Annotated in this window: 11 protein-coding genes and 1 pseudogene; 3 read left to right on the top strand and 9 right to left on the bottom strand. The window is 71.9% G+C overall.

What is annotated here, in order from left to right; genetic code table 11:
- The first annotated feature begins 113 nt into the window (after window positions 1-113).
- Complete coding sequence (locus ACFYXB_RS40140; RefSeq protein ID WP_351352362.1) at window positions 114-464, top strand: DUF6204 family protein; 351 nt, start codon at window positions 114-116, stop codon at window positions 462-464.
- Here ACFYXB_RS40140 and ACFYXB_RS40135 read toward each other — a convergent pair.
- The 9 genes from ACFYXB_RS40135 to ACFYXB_RS40095 form a co-directional block, all read right to left on the bottom strand.
- Entirely contained in the window at window positions 442-987 is a 546-nt protein-coding gene (locus ACFYXB_RS40135) for a GNAT family protein (protein WP_351352365.1), read from the bottom strand. The genes ACFYXB_RS40140 and ACFYXB_RS40135 overlap by 23 nt on opposite strands.
- Before the next feature lie 61 nt (window positions 988-1048).
- Entirely contained in the window at window positions 1049-1972 is a 924-nt protein-coding gene (locus ACFYXB_RS40130) for an LD-carboxypeptidase (RefSeq protein WP_388497913.1), read from the bottom strand.
- Entirely contained in the window at window positions 1969-3921 is a 1953-nt protein-coding gene (locus ACFYXB_RS40125) for an LpqB family beta-propeller domain-containing protein (RefSeq protein WP_389590019.1), read from the bottom strand. The genes ACFYXB_RS40130 and ACFYXB_RS40125 overlap by 4 nt, the downstream gene beginning before the upstream one ends.
- A gap of 16 nt (window positions 3922-3937) precedes the next feature.
- Window positions 3938-5242, bottom strand: coding sequence for a M20/M25/M40 family metallo-hydrolase (locus tag ACFYXB_RS40120; protein ID WP_389589982.1), 1305 nt, complete (start codon window positions 5240-5242; stop codon window positions 3938-3940).
- The gene (locus tag ACFYXB_RS40115; RefSeq protein WP_351352376.1) at window positions 5235-6068 is read right to left on the bottom strand and encodes a M55 family metallopeptidase; all 834 of its coding nucleotides are present in this window, start codon (window positions 6066-6068) and stop codon (window positions 5235-5237) included. The genes ACFYXB_RS40120 and ACFYXB_RS40115 overlap by 8 nt, the downstream gene beginning before the upstream one ends.
- Window positions 6069-6174: 106 nt before the next feature.
- The gene (locus ACFYXB_RS40110) at window positions 6175-6900 is read right to left on the bottom strand and encodes a class I SAM-dependent methyltransferase (protein WP_389589981.1); all 726 of its coding nucleotides are present in this window, start codon (window positions 6898-6900) and stop codon (window positions 6175-6177) included.
- A gap of 142 nt (window positions 6901-7042) precedes the next feature.
- On the bottom strand, window positions 7043-9538 hold the full coding sequence (locus ACFYXB_RS40105; protein WP_389589979.1) for a SpoIIE family protein phosphatase: 2496 nt from the start codon (window positions 9536-9538) through the stop codon (window positions 7043-7045).
- 186 nt (window positions 9539-9724) lie between these two features.
- Entirely contained in the window at window positions 9725-12157 is a 2433-nt protein-coding gene (locus ACFYXB_RS40100; protein ID WP_389589976.1) for an MFS transporter, read from the bottom strand.
- 162 nt (window positions 12158-12319) lie between these two features.
- A complete protein-coding gene (locus ACFYXB_RS40095; protein WP_389589975.1) occupies window positions 12320-12763 on the bottom strand; it encodes an SRPBCC family protein in 444 nt (147 codons plus the stop codon).
- 158 nt (window positions 12764-12921) lie between these two features.
- On the opposite strand from ACFYXB_RS40095, the pseudogene ACFYXB_RS40090 reads away from it, so the two are divergent.
- Together ACFYXB_RS40090 and ACFYXB_RS40085 are read left to right on the top strand one after the other, a co-directional pair.
- Window positions 12922-13149 (top strand): annotated as a pseudogene (locus tag ACFYXB_RS40090) (radical SAM protein); the annotation flags it as partial.
- A 35-nt stretch (window positions 13150-13184) separates the two neighbouring features.
- The gene (locus ACFYXB_RS40085) at window positions 13185-13388 is read left to right on the top strand and encodes a hypothetical protein (protein WP_389589974.1); all 204 of its coding nucleotides are present in this window, start codon (window positions 13185-13187) and stop codon (window positions 13386-13388) included.
- Window positions 13389-13658: the final 270 nt, after the last annotated feature.

Below are 13658 nucleotides of genomic sequence, written 5' to 3'. Positions count from 1 at the left end.
CCCGGCGACCTGGCGTGGGCGGCCCGCACCCGGCGAAAATCCGTGCCGACCCCGCGGTCCGTCCGACGTACAGTCGACCGACCTGCGCACGGCACAAAGAAGTGGAACGGCACATGAGCGGCGAGCAGCACACCTACCGGGTCATCGTCCGGGGCATCTGGGACGGCCTGACCGCCGAGGCGCGGGAGCGGCTGCTGGCCGAGGCGGCGGAGCACGGGCTGACGAGCATGCGGTTCACCGAGGAGGGGACGCTGTCGTACGAGCCCTCGCCGCTGAAGCACTTCTCCATGCGCTATGTGGTGGTGTCGGACGCGGCCGACGGCGAGGAGATGGCGGGGGCGATCGCCGAGGACCGGGCCGAGAGCACGCTGCGCGGCCTCGGCTACGCCTTCACCCGCCTGAAGTCGACCGTCACCGACCTCGACACCATGAAGATCAACCTCAAGCCCGCATCTCGGCGGTGATCGCCCAGCGCTCATGGTCCCGCCAGGCCCCGCCGATGAAGATCATGTTCGGCGAGAAGCCCTCCAGGCGGAAGCCGACCCCGCGGGCGAGGGCGATGGAGGCGGCGTTGCCGGGCTGCACGTTGATCTCCAGCCGGTGCAGCCGCATCGGGCCGAAGGCGTACTCCACCACGAGGTCGAGGCCCTCGCGCATCAGCCCGCGCCCGGCCGCGTGCGCGAAGGCGCCGTAGCCCAGGGCACCGCACTGGAAGCCACCCTCGACGATGTTGTTGATGTTGATGAACCCGGCGATGCCCCCGCCGTCCTTCTCGCACACCAGGAAGCCGGCCTTCGTCGGGTCCTCGATCAGCCGCCCCGCGTAAGCGCTGTACGCCGCCTCCGTGACCGGCGGGAACAGCCACGGCTGGTGCAGGTCCTTGCTCTCCCGGGCCCGCGTTGTGAACTCCGGACCGTCCTCGTAGGAGAAGTGGCGCAGCCCCACCCGGGGGCCCTCGGCGAGATATTGGGATGCGGTATGCGGCATTCCACCAGCCTACGCCGCGGGTCACGGGCAGCCGGGTCACGCCCGGTGACCGGTGGCCGGGTCAGCGCAGGGCCGGCTCCTCCAGCGTCAAGGTGCCCGCGTCCGCGTCCAGTTCGGCGACCATCCCGAGCGGCATGGTCAACGCCGCGTCGCAGTGTCCGAATCCGAACTCCTCGGCGACCGGGACGCCCAGACCGCCGAGCCGGTCGGCGAGCATCGGGCGCAGCTCCTCGTACGGTCCGCACCGGTCCCAGGACCCGAGCACGATGCCGGTGACGCCTTCGAACCAACCCGAGCGCAGGAGTTGGGTGATGCTCCGGTCCAGGCTGTAGGCCCCCTCGCCGACGTCCTCCAGGAGAACCAGCCCGCCGCGCGCGTCGCCGTGGGTGAGCGGGGTGCCGAGCCCGGTCGCGAGCATCCGCAGACAGCCGCCGAGCGTACTGCCCCGGGCCCGCCCTGGCACCAGCGCGGAGCCCTGGCCGGCGATGGTACGGACCGTCTCCGGTGCGAACAGCGTGGCACGCAGATGCTCCTGGGCATGGGCGTTCTTGACGAAGTCGACGCCCGCGGCCACCGGCCCGTACAGCGTGACCAGCCCCAGGCGTACGGCGAACGCCTCGTGCAGCGCGGTCGCGTCGCTGAACCCGGCGAACACCTTCGGCCCCGCGGCACGCATCGCCTCCCAGTCGAGGAGGTCGACGACGCGTTGCGCGCCGTAGCCGCCGCGGGCGCAGAGCACGGCGGCCACGGACGGGTCGCACCATGCCCGCTCCAGGTCGGCAGCGCGGTCGGCGTCGGCGCCCGCGAGATAGCCGAGGTCCCCGTGCACGTCCAGAACGTGCGGGGCGACCACCGGTTCCAGGTCCCAGCCGCGCAGGATGTCCAGGCCGGCCTGGAGCCGCTCCTCGGCCACGGGCCCGCTGGGGGCGACGATCGCCACCTTGGCGCCCGGGGCCAGCCGGGGCGGCCGCACGAGTTGCTTCACTTCGCGAGCTCCAAGGTCGGTACGCCGGGCGGGGTGAGCCCGAACACCTGGGCATACAGGGAGAGTTCCGCCTCCAGGGCGCGCACCATCGTGTCGGCCCGCCGGAAGCCGTGCCCCTCGCCCTCGAAGGCGATGTACGCGTGTGGCACCCGCCGCCCCTCGATCCGGGCGAGGAAGCGTTCGCACTGCGCGGGCGGGCAGATGACGTCGTCCAGGCCCTGGAGCAGCAGGAACGGCACGGTGAGCCGGTCGGCGTGCTCGCTGGGCGAGCGCTCCGCGTACCGCTCCGGCACCTCGGCGAGCGGCCCGACCAGGCTCTCCAGGTACTGCGACTCGAAGTCGTGCGTCTCCCCCGTGGCCCAGCCGGCGAGGTCGAGGATCGGATACATGATCGTGCCGCACGCGTAGACGTCGGTGCTGGTCAGGGACGCGGCGCTGGTCCAGCCGCCGGCGCTGCCGCCCCGGATCGCGAGCCGGGCGCGGTCGGCGGTGCCCTCCTCGGCGAGGGCGAGCGCGACGGCCGCACAATCCTCGACGTCCACCACGCCCCACTGCTCGCGCAGCCGGTTGCGGTACTCCCTGCCGTATCCGGTCGAGCCGCCGTAGTTGACCTCGGCGACGCCTATGCCACGCGAGGTGAAGTAGGCGATCTCCAGGTCCAGGACCAGCGGCACCCGGCTGGTGGGGCCGCCGTGCGCCCACACGACGTACGGCGGCAGTTCGCCGTCGGGTGCCGTGATGCCGGGGTTGTGCGGCGGGTGGACGTGGGCGTGCACCTCGCGTCCGCCGGGTCCGGTGAAGGTGCGGATCTGCGGGTCAGGGTAGTAGGCGGGGTCGACCGGGTCCCGGTGGCGGGCGCCGATCACCCGGGCCCGGCCGGTCCGGATGTCCAGTTCGACGACCTCGTGGGCGCTCCTCGGCCCCGCGCCGACACCGACCACGCGCTCGCCGTGCACCGCGAGCGTGGACGTGAACTCGCTCCAGGGTCCGGCCGCGTCGCAGATCTCCCCGGTCTCGGGGTCCAGGACGCCGAGCGCGGTGCCGCCGCGGCCGTGCACGACGGCGATCGTGCCGTTGTCCAGCGGGGCGAACCAGTTCAGTCCGAGCTTCCACAGGGGCCCGCCGAACTCCTCCTCGCGCGGGCAGAGGGGTTCACCGTCCCGGTACAGGTTCCACCAGCCGCCGCGGTCGCTCGTGTACAGCAGCCGGCCGTCGGCCGACCAGTCGGCCTGCGCGATGGACTCCTCGGGTCCCCCGGCGACCGTGCGCGGCTCGCGCAGCGTGCCGTCGTCCGCGACATCGGCGAGGATCAGCTCCGTACCGTCCCACGGCATGCGCGGATGGTCCCAGGCCAGCCAGACCGCTCGCCGGCCGTCGGGAGAGACGCGCGGACCGGTCACGAACCGGTGCCGCTCGGGAGCGAGTTCGCGCACGGCCGAGCGGTCGTCGGCCGCTGAGCCGTCCAGCGGCACCGCGGCCAGGACCCGGCGCAGGTCGGTCGGTCCCTCCCCGGTGAACTCCTCCAGAACGCACCACACTTCGCCGCGCTCCAGATCCAGCCGCGGCTCGGCCCAGCGCAGTCCCCCGCCCACCGGCGACACCGGCGTCAGCGGCACCGGCTCGCCGCCCGGCTCGAACCGGTACAGACGCTGGTCGTCGAAGTGCGTGAACACCACGAGCGGGCGCCCGCCTTGCACGGCCCCGGCCCAGGGCAGACCGCCGTACTCGATGACCCGGTTGCGCACGTTCCACGGCGCGGGCAGCACCGACTCCTCCGTGCCTCCCGCCCGCAGCCGCACCAGGGTCCGGCGCCCGCCCTCCAGGGGCCGGGGTTCGGTCCACCAGATCTCGTCACCGACGAAGCCCAGCCACTCGGGGCGGCCGTCGTGCTCGGCGGCCAGGGCCGCGTCGATCGGCGAGGGCCAGGAGCCGTACGCCATGGTCCGCATCTCGTCCCCCATGTTTCTAGGCCGTCCGCAGGAAGCGGTCGAGGACCCGGACGCCGAAGTGCAGCGCCTCGACCGGTACGCGCTCGTCGACCCCGTGGAACAGGGCCTGGTAGTCGAAGCCCTCGGGGAGCTTCAGCGGCGCGAACCCGTACCCGGTGATGCCGAGCCGGGAGAACTGCTTGGCGTCCGTGCCGCCCGACATGCAGAACGGCACCACATGCCCCTCGGGCGCGAACTCCTCGACGGCGGCCCGCATCTTCGCGTACGTCGGCGAGTCCACCGGCGCCTGCAGGGCGACCTCCTGGTGGTCGAACTCCCACTCCACGTCCGGCCCGGTCAGTCGGTCGAGGGTGGCGCGGAACTCGTCCTCGCCGCCGGGCAGGAAACGCCCGTCGACATGGGCGACGGCCTCCCCCGGGACGACGTTGACCTTGTAACCGGCCTCCAGCATCGTCGGGTTGGCGCTGTTGCGCACGGTGGCCTCGACGAGCTTCGCGGCGGGGCCCAGCTTCTGCAGCAGCCCGTCCACGTCGCTCAGGTCCGCCTCGATGCCGTACAGGGCGGCGAGTTCGGTGAGCGCGGCACTCACGGTCGGGGTGAGTCTGAGCGGCCACTCGTGCTCACCGATGCGGGTGATCGCGGCGGCGAGCCGCGTCACCGCGTTCTCCCGGTTGACCTTGGAGCCGTGTCCGGCGCGGCCGCGCGCGGTGAGCTTGAGCCACCCGGTGCCGCGCTCCCCCGCCGCGATGGGATAGATCTGCCGCCCGGAGCCGTCGTGGAAGGTGTACGCCCCCGACTCGCTGATGCCCTCCGTGCACCCCTCGAACAGCCCGGCGTACCGGTCGGCGAGGAATCCGGAGCCGTCCTCGGCGCTGGCCTCCTCATCGGCGGTGAAGGCGATCACGAGGTCTCGCCGGGGCCGCACCCCGGTGCGCGCCCAGGCCCGCACGACCGCGAGGATCATCGCGTCCATGTTCTTCATGTCGACGGCGCCCCGGCCCCACACGACCCCGTCCCGGATCTCGCCGGAGAACGGGTGCACGCTCCAGTCGTCGGCCTGCGCAGGCACCACGTCGAGGTGACCGTGCACAAGCAGTCCCGGCGCCGAGGGGTCGGTGCCCTCGATCCGCGCGACGACGTTGGTCCGCCCCTCCGTGCGCTCCAGGAGCACCGGTTCGAGGCCCGCGCCCGCGAGCTGCTCGGCCGCGTACTCGGCGGCGGGCCGCTCGTGGCAGTCGCCGCCGCCGCGGTTGGTGGTGTCGATCCGGATGAGGTCGGACGTGAAGCGGACGACCTCGTCCAGTGCTCGCTCGTCAGCCATACTGCTCCTCCACCGCGGCCGAGACGATCGTGGTGACCGCCTTGAAGGTGCGGATTGCCTGGTACATGGTCTCGCTGGTGTACGCCACTCTGCGTTCCCCGGTCTGTGCGACACCCGGGACGACGGTGGCGGCCATCGCCAGGTGCTCGGCGTCGAACTCCAGGGCCACGGTGAAGGGGCCCGCGGTGACGGGCTCGTGGCGCACCGCCAGCGTGGCGGCCTCCTTGGCGGCGGCGCGGATGTCGGCGGCGGTTCTGGCCGGGGTGCGGCACACGGCGGCGTACCGCGACACATGGTCCTTGACGGCGACCTTCAGCGCCTCCGGCGCGTACCCCAGCGCGTCCTCGCAGGCCACGTCGTCCCCGGTGACCAGCACGACGGGCACTCCGTACTCGGCGACGACGTGCGCGTTGAGCAGGCCCTCGCTCGCGCGGACGTCGTTCAGCCACACGCCGGTGATGGAGTTGGCGAGGTAGGTGTGTGCGAGGACGCCCTCCATGCCAGCGCCCGCGTGATAGCCGATGAACGCGATGCCGTCCACGTCGCCGTGCTGGACGCCCTCGACCATGGACAGCGACTTGTGGCGGCCGGTGAGCATCTGGGCCCGCTCGTCCAGCCGCTCCAGGAGCAGGTTGCGCATGGACCAGTGGGCCTCGTTGACGAGCACCTCGTCGGCGCCGCCGTCGTAGAAACCCTGTACGGCGGCATCGACGTCGGAGGTGAACATGCCCCGGCAGCGCTCCCACTGCGGCGTGCCCGGGAGCACGTCGGCGGGCCAGGTGACGCCGGTGGCCCCCTCCATGTCGGCACTGATGAGGATCTTCATGCGCGTCACGTTACGCGGTCGCGCGAGATCGCGGCAGGCCTGTGGATAACTCTCACCGGTGCAGACCAATGGCGTACCGGGGGCGGCCCGGCGGGATGGGCCCGCGTCAGTGCGTACGCCCCGCCACCAGCCACTTCGACGGCAGTTCGAGGCGTGTGTCGTCCGCTGTGAACTCGGTCGTGGCCAGCGGAAGTTCGCCGCTCGCCAGGACCGTGAGGCCGGCCGACCGCAGATACTCGGGGACCGCGTCGTCGGCCACCTCGCCCGGCGCGATGCCGTGGCGGAAGACCGGGGCGAGTTTGGGCGGCGGGCCGGACGGGCTCTGGGCAAGGCCGAGGAGGACGGGGCGGGCGTCCTCGGAGAGTTCGACGAGGAAGGCGCGGCCGCGCTCGCCGATCAGGGCCGCGAGACCGTCCACCAGCGGCTGGCGGTCGTCGAGTTCGGCCTGGTGCAGGACGCCCCGCATATAGACGTTGGCGTCCCCGAGCTCCGCGTGCAGCGTCTCGGCCTCGCCCTTCTCCGCGGCGTCCAGCAGCCGGTACGTGGCCTGGCCCGCGGGGTCGGCGTGCCGGGCGTGCTCGAGGGCGGCCTCGGCGATGTCGGCGCCGACGACGCGCGGGAAGCGCTCGGCCAGGAACCGGGTCTGCGTGCCGTTGCCGCAGCCGAGGTCGATCAGGGGCAGTCCGGGGTCTGTCACCTGCGGTTCGAACAGGGCCAGGTGGAGAGCGGCGGTCAGCGCGGGCTCCGCGTCCCAGAACACGGCCCCGGGCTCGTCCGACGCCTCACGCCAGAACCCCTCCCAGGCCTCGCGGTACCGACTCGTCACGCTCATGCCCAACTCCCCAAAATTGCGACGCCGATCCACCGTAAGTGACAGGCCAGCACGGTCTATCGCGCGGGGGTCACGGCCACAAGCGGCGCGTACCTTCACCGCACATTCGATCCACGTACGCGGGCGCACGCCCGTGGCCGGGTCAGCGCCCCCGCGAGGTGAGCTCGAACCAGACGGTCTTCCCGGCGCTCGTACGGCTCGTGCCCCACGCCCGTGCCAGCGCGCTGACGACGCGCAGCCCGCGCCCGGACTCGGCGCCCGGCCCGGCGCCGAGCAGAGTCGGCAGGGTGGGATCGTCGTCCTCCACCTCGCACAGCAGGGTGTCGGCGCGCACCAGCCGCAGCTGGACGTCACGGCTGCGCGCATGCAGTACGGCATTGGTGACCAGCTCGCCGGCCATCAGCACCGCATGGTCCGCCGGCGCGGTCAGTCCCCACGCGTGCAGCTGTTCGCGGACCAGCGCGCGTGCCCGGCGGACGGCGGCCGGGTCGAGGTCGAACCGCCACTCGGCGACGTCCTCGGGCGCGATGCCGCCCAGGCGGGCCATCAGCAGCGCCACGTCGTCCTTGCGGCCGCCGCGGGTGCCCAGAGCGCGGATCACCGTGTCGCAGGCGTCGTCCATGGACGCGGCGGGGTGGGCCGCGGACTCGCACAGCGTCGCGAGCCCCACGCCGATGTCCTCGCCGCGCATCTCCACGAGGCCGTCGGTGCACATCACCAGGCGGTCGCCGGGCCGCACGCGCACGCGTACCGCCTCGAAGGGCACTCCCCCGACGCCTATGGGCGCACCCGTCGGCAGGTCGAGCAGTTCGCTGCGCCCGTCGTCCGCACGCACCAGCACCGGCGGGATGTGACCCGCGTTGGCGATGTGGACCTCGCCCGCGATCGGGTCGTAGACGGCGTACAGACAAGTCGCGAGGTAGGTATCGCCGAGGCGCTGGGCGAGGTCGTCGAGGTTGCGCAGCAGCTGGGCGGGCGGCAGGTCGAGGGCGGCCATGGTCTGTACGGCCGTCCGCAACTGGCCCATCATCGCGGCCGAGTTGAGGCCGTGCCCCATGACGTCGCCGACGACCAGGGCGGTGCGGGCGCCGGGCAGTTTGACGGAGTCGAACCAGTCGCCGCCGACCCGGCCGAGGAGGGTGCCGGGGAGATAGCGGGTGGCGATGTCGCAGCCCGCCATGTGCCGCGGAATGCGCGGCAGCATGCTGTCCTGGAGGGTCTCGGCGACGTTCTCCTGGTACGTGTACATGCGCGCGTTGTCGAGCACGAGGCCCGCGCGGGCGGCAAGTTCGGCTCCGGTGACCCGGTCCATGTCGTTGAACTCGGCGCGCTCGGGGTGGCGCAGCAGGATCATGAAACCGAGGACGACGTCGCGGGCCTTGAGCGGCACCACCAGCATGGAGCGGCCCGTGATCAGCGGCCGGATGTCGCGCTTCTCGAACTGCGAGGCGATGGCGTGCCCCAACTGTTCGCTGATGCGCGGTACGAGCACGGGCTCGCCAGTGGTCATGCACTGGAAGAACGGGGTGTGCGCCGGGAAGGGCATGGCCTCGCCGACGGGGACGACGTCGTCCCAGCGGCCGGGTTCGTCGGTGTGCTCCACGGCCACCCGATGCCACAGGGTGGTGGCGTCGGGCACACCGTCCGGGAAGCCCTCACCTGCGACGACCTGTTCACGCAGATAGGTCCCGGCGACGTCGGTGAACCGGGGGACGACGGCCTTGCTGACCTCGATGATGGTCCGCGACAGATCGAGGGAGGTGCCGATGCGCCCGCTGACCTCGTTGAGGAACTCCAGCCGCTCGCGCACGGCGGCGTACTCGAGGTCCTCGCCCTCGTCGTCGGGGTCCACCGGCAGCGGCAGGCCCCGTGCCACGGCTCGCCGCGCCCGTTCCCTGCGCTCCTTGCGCTCGGTGCGCCGAGCCACGCCCCAGTCGGGGGTGACGGGCACCCGGTCGTTCTGGCTGAACTCCAGGACTGGATAGCCGAGTTCGAGGACCTGGCCGACGATCCGGGCGCCCTCGCCGACGCTCATGCTGGGCAGGATCTCGGGCAGCCGGCGGGCGAGTTCCTCGGCGCCGGGGAAGTCGGTGTGCAGGGCGAAGCCGGGCGCTATGCGTTCGAACGCGGCCGCTCCGCCGTCCTTGCCGTCGGGCTCGTCGGGGCGCAGCCGCTCCGCGTCGGCGGCCAGCACGAGCAGCCGCTCCCGTCCGGGGCCCACCAGGGGATACGCCCACCACAGCACGTCGATCCTCCCCCACCCTTCGGGCGGGGGGACCCCTATCTCACTTCGCTCGCGCTCGGGCACGGTGAGGCGGGCTCGGCCCGCCGCCGGGTAGTCGAGCCGTCCGTCCAGGGAGGTTTCGAGGTCGGGGCCGAGTCCGTCGTACGCCGTGTAGGCCCCGTACGGAGTGATCTCGTCGTCCTCTGGGAGCGCTCCCGAGACGGGCAGCAGGTCGGCCACGGGGTGCGCGATGGCCTCTTCCTTGGCCGCGCCGAACAGCCGGCGCGCGCCCGTGCTCCAGTGGGACACCAGGCCGTCGCGGTCGACGACGACCACGGCCAGCGGGACGCGGCCCACCGCGCCCTCCCCGGCGCCGCGGCCGGGAGGTTCGTCCCTCTCGCTGCCACGGTCCATGGCCCAGGCCCTCTCTCCTCACGGCTGCGCAAAGATCTGTGCCCCCGGTCACTACCGTACGGCGGCGTAGGGTTGCGATGTGTGGCAACGCCGGAATTGGTTTCACTCGATCGCTCCGGCGCGCCGATCTGCGCCCCTCCCGTCGCCCCGGTCGGTCCTCGCGCCTCAAACGGAGGTTGCGCCCGGTCAGTCCTCGTGCCCCAACTGGAGGTCGCGCTCGGTCCGTCCGCCGCCCGCGACCTGCAAAACCGTGGCCACGGGTGGGTAGCCGGCGGCGATGACGGTGTACTCGCCGGAGGAGAGGTCGACGAACCGGAACGTTCCGTCGGCGCCGGTGGTGAGCGTGTCCACGACGTTGCCGGCCGCGTCGAGGAGCGTCACGCGCGCGTCCTCGACGGGCCGTCCGCCGCCGGCCCGCACGGTGCCGCGCAGCACGGCGCCCCCGGCCAGCTCGACGTCCTGGCGGGTCTCTCGGGCGCTCTGCACGGTGACGGGCAGCGCGGCGGGGCGGAAGGCGGGCGCGCTGGAGGCGAGGGTGTATTCGCCGGCCACCAGCTCGGCGATGACGTAGCCGCCCTCGCGTCCGCTGCGGGTGGTGGCGACGACCTCGCCGTGCACGTTGGTGAGCGTGACGGTGGCGTCCCGGACGGGCGAGCCGTCGGCAGTGAGCACGCTGCCCGCGAGGCGTCCGGCGCCGCCGAGGACGACGTCCAGCTCCACGGGCCGTTCCCCGACTGTCACGGAGACGGCCTGCGGCTGATGGCCGCCCGCGGCGGCGATCAGGACGTACGACCCGGAGCCGGGCGTGGCCAGCGCGTACCGGCCGTCATCGCCGCTCGCGCCGCGCCCGATCTGCTGTCCGGCGACGTCGATGAGGGTGAGGGCGGCGCGGGGCACGACGGTTCCGTCAGGGTGCTGCACCGTGCCGCAGACGGCGATTCCGGCGGTGTAGGCCGAGCGAAGCGAGCTGGGGGTCCCCCCGTCCGAAGGCTGGGGGCGGGCCTGCGGGATCTGGGCGTTCATGGTCGCGGGTTCCGATTCGGCGGTGTGGTGGGACACCAGTGGTTTCTCCTTGAGGAAGAAGGCGATGACGAGGCCAAGGACGAGCACCGGAACGAGGTAGAGGAAGATCCGGGGCATGGCGTCGGCGTAGGCGCGGATGTAGGCGTCGCGCAGCGCCGGGGGCAGGGCGTGGACGAGCTGCGGTGTGAGCGACTCGGGGTCGGGCATCCGGGCACTGGCCCGTGCGGGGAGGCGCTCATGCAGGGCGTCGGTGAGCCGGCCGGCGAAGAGGGTGCCGAAGACGGCGGCGCCGACGCTGCCGCCGATCTGCCGGAAGTAGTTGTTGGCGCTGGTGGCGGTGCCGAGGTCGGCGGGGCGGACGGAGTTCTGCACGGCGAGGATCAGGACGGGCATCACCATGCCGATGCCGGCGCCGAGGACGGCCATCCAGATGCTGTAGTGCAGCCGGGGGGTGCCGACCTCGAGCCGGGACAGAAGCCACATGCCGACGACGGAGAGCACGCCGCCGAGCAGCGGGAAGACCTTGTAGCGGCCGGTGTGGCTGATGAGCTGACCGGAGACGATCGACGCGCCGACGATGCCGCCCATCATGGGCAGCATGAGCAGTCCCGACTCGGTGGCGGAGGCCCCGTCGACCATCTGCAGGAACGTCGGAAGGTAGCTGGCGGCGCCGAACAGGGCGACACCGACGACCAGTCCGACGAGGCTGGTGATGTTGAAGACGGAGTCCCTGAACAGCCGTAGCGGGATGAGGGGTTCGGCGGCGAAGCGCTCGGCGACGATGAAGAGCACGGTGGCGGCGAGGGCGCCCGCGCCGAGGCCGAGGATCTCCCGCGAGCCCCAGGCGTACTCGGTGCCGCCCCAACTGGTGAGCAGCACCAGGCAGGTGGAGGCCGCGGCGAGGAGCAGCGCGCCCGGCACGTCGAACCGGGCCTTCGTGCGCGGCCTCGGGAGTTTGAGGACGGCGGTGATGACGGCCAGGGTGACCAGGCCGAAGGGCACGTTGATGTAGAAGCACCAGCGCCAGGAGAGGTGGTCGGTGAAGTAGCCGCCGAGGAGGGGCCCCGCGACGGAGGCCAGGCCGAAGGCGGCGCCGATGAGGCCCATGAAGCGGCCGCGCTGCCGGGGCGGCACGATGTCCGCGATGATCGCCTGCACGCCGATCATGAGCCCGCCCGCGCCGATGCCCTGGATCGCGCGGAAGGCGATCAACTGGTCCATCGTCTGGGCCCGTCCGGCGAGCGCGGAGCCGACGACGAAACCGAGGATCGCGAACTGGAAGACGCCCTTGCGGCCGAGGAGGTCGCCGAGCTTGCCGTAGACCGGCAGTCCGATGGTGGCCGTGAGCAGATAGGCGGTGATCGCCCAGGACATCTTGTCGAGGCCGTGCAGCTCACCGACGATCTTCGGGAGCGCGGTGGCGACGATCATCTGGTCCAGGGCGGCGAGGAGCAGCGCGAGCATCAGACCGAGGAAGACCAACCGGACGCGGCGCGGGCCGAGTTCGGGGGTGGGCGGGGCCGGTGGCGGGGCGATGACGTCGGGTGGCGCCACGACCACGACCGGTTCGTCCTGCACCAGAGTCGTCCCGCCCACGTACCGCTCCCCTCGTCGCGCTGTCGCACGATTCCCGCAGAAATCCCGCGTAAATCGACAACTGCGAACAAGCGCGACGAGTTACGGCATCATGCCGATCGGCACGGAGATCCACTCGAACCGGTGAGGTGATCAACGCGCCTTGGTTGTTTGCCCTTTGGGCTACTTCTCGACCTCGGCGGCGAGCTTGGCGAGGATCGCGTCGTAGATCCGGCCGAGGCCCTTGGGCGCGAAGGTCTTCTCGAAGAAGCCGCCAATGCCGCCGGCGCCGGTCCACGTCGTGGTCACGACGACCCGGGACTTGCCCTCGCCGGCCGGGGTGACGCGCCAGGTGGTGACCATGGAGGAGTTGCGGTCCTTCTCGACCAGCTCGCCGTCGCTCGGCTCGCTGACCTCGAGGAGGCAGTCGCGGACCCGCTTGCTGGTGGCCTGGAGCTTCCAGTGGACGAGGGTGCCCTCGCCGTCGCCGCCCTCGCGCACCTCGTACTCGCTGAACTGCTCGGGCAGCAGATTCGCGCGTGTGCCGCTGTAGTCGGCGATCGCGTCGAACACCGTCTCCGGGTCCGCGGCGACGACCCGCTCGGTAGTGGCCTCGACCTGCGCCATTGCGTTCCTCCAGGACATGGGTTCTCGGGCTTGGACCAAGCCAACCACCCCGGTCCCCGGCCGCCCAAATCGGGGTGCCCGAGGTGATCGAAAACGAACATCGCACGATCATGCGAACAGATGTTCTATTCTGTGTCCAGCGCTACCTAGGAGGCGTCATGCGCTGGGAGAACCTCACAGTGGAGTCCGAGCACAGCCGGGCCGATGCCGCGCTGTTCGGCGCGGACGCGGTGACCACGCGGACGTTCGACACGCCCGAGTTCCGCGGGATCACGTTTCACGAGATCCGGGCCCGTTCGATCATCAACCGGGTGCCGGGCGCCTCTCGGATGCCCTTCGAGTGGACGGTCAACCCGTACCGCGGCCGCACACACGTGTGCCTGCACTTCACCCGATGACCCTATTAGGCGAGGGAGGTCCAATGCCCGGCGCACAGCAGGCAGACAGGGCCTGGAAGGCCATGACCAGGTCGATCCCCGAGGAAGGCCCCGCCCGGCGCGGGGCGGGCCGGGCGGCCGATGCGGCGCTGTTCCAGGACGCCGGTGCCCGATCCGGGAGCGAGAACCGCGCCGAGCCGTGGCTGCTCCTGCGCGAGCGCACCGCTCATCGCCTGGAAGGCGACTGAACTCCCGTCGCGCCAGAGGCCCGCAAGCCTCCAGTGCGACGGGCCCTCCAACCGGAACAGCCAGAAGCCCGCCCTGCCGAAGTCTTGCGGGACACCGGCAGCGCGGGCGCTCGGGACAGCCCATATCTGGCACTGCGTCAGAAACCTCGGCCAGCGAGACGTCGCAGGTCGCTGACTAGATGATCTAGTCCAAGGGGTCAGTGATCGTAGGCGATCAGTGAGCGTAGGACGGTTTGTCCGGTGGCGTCGTTGTGCCAGATCGCGGCGGTC

It is taken from the genome of Streptomyces sp. NPDC002619 (genome assembly GCF_042889305.1).
Lineage (GTDB): Bacteria > Actinomycetota > Actinomycetes > Streptomycetales > Streptomycetaceae > Streptomyces.
The sequence above is the reverse complement of the archived record's forward strand: the minus strand, read 5'-3'. Positions and strand labels throughout refer to the sequence as shown.

Excerpts from the sequence above, each read along its gene's own strand:
- ACFYXB_RS40115 (WP_351352376.1), bottom strand. The coding sequence starts at position 6,068 with ATGAAGATCCTCATCAGTGCCGACATGGAGGGGGCCACCGGCGTCACC.
- ACFYXB_RS40135 (WP_351352365.1), bottom strand. The coding sequence starts at position 987 with ATGCCGCATACCGCATCCCAATATCTCGCCGAGGGCCCCCGGGTGGGG.
- ACFYXB_RS40085 (WP_389589974.1), top strand. The coding sequence starts at position 13,185 with ATGCCCGGCGCACAGCAGGCAGACAGGGCCTGGAAGGCCATGACCAGG.
- ACFYXB_RS40095 (WP_389589975.1), bottom strand. The coding sequence starts at position 12,763 with ATGGCGCAGGTCGAGGCCACTACCGAGCGGGTCGTCGCCGCGGACCCG.
- ACFYXB_RS40110 (WP_389589981.1), bottom strand. The coding sequence starts at position 6,900 with ATGAGCGTGACGAGTCGGTACCGCGAGGCCTGGGAGGGGTTCTGGCGT.
- ACFYXB_RS40125 (WP_389590019.1), bottom strand. The coding sequence starts at position 3,921 with ATGCGGACCATGGCGTACGGCTCCTGGCCCTCGCCGATCGACGCGGCC.
- ACFYXB_RS40140 (WP_351352362.1), top strand. The coding sequence starts at position 114 with ATGAGCGGCGAGCAGCACACCTACCGGGTCATCGTCCGGGGCATCTGG.
- ACFYXB_RS40120 (WP_389589982.1), bottom strand. The coding sequence starts at position 5,242 with ATGGCTGACGAGCGAGCACTGGACGAGGTCGTCCGCTTCACGTCCGAC.
- ACFYXB_RS40105 (WP_389589979.1), bottom strand. The coding sequence starts at position 9,538 with ATGGACCGTGGCAGCGAGAGGGACGAACCTCCCGGCCGCGGCGCCGGG.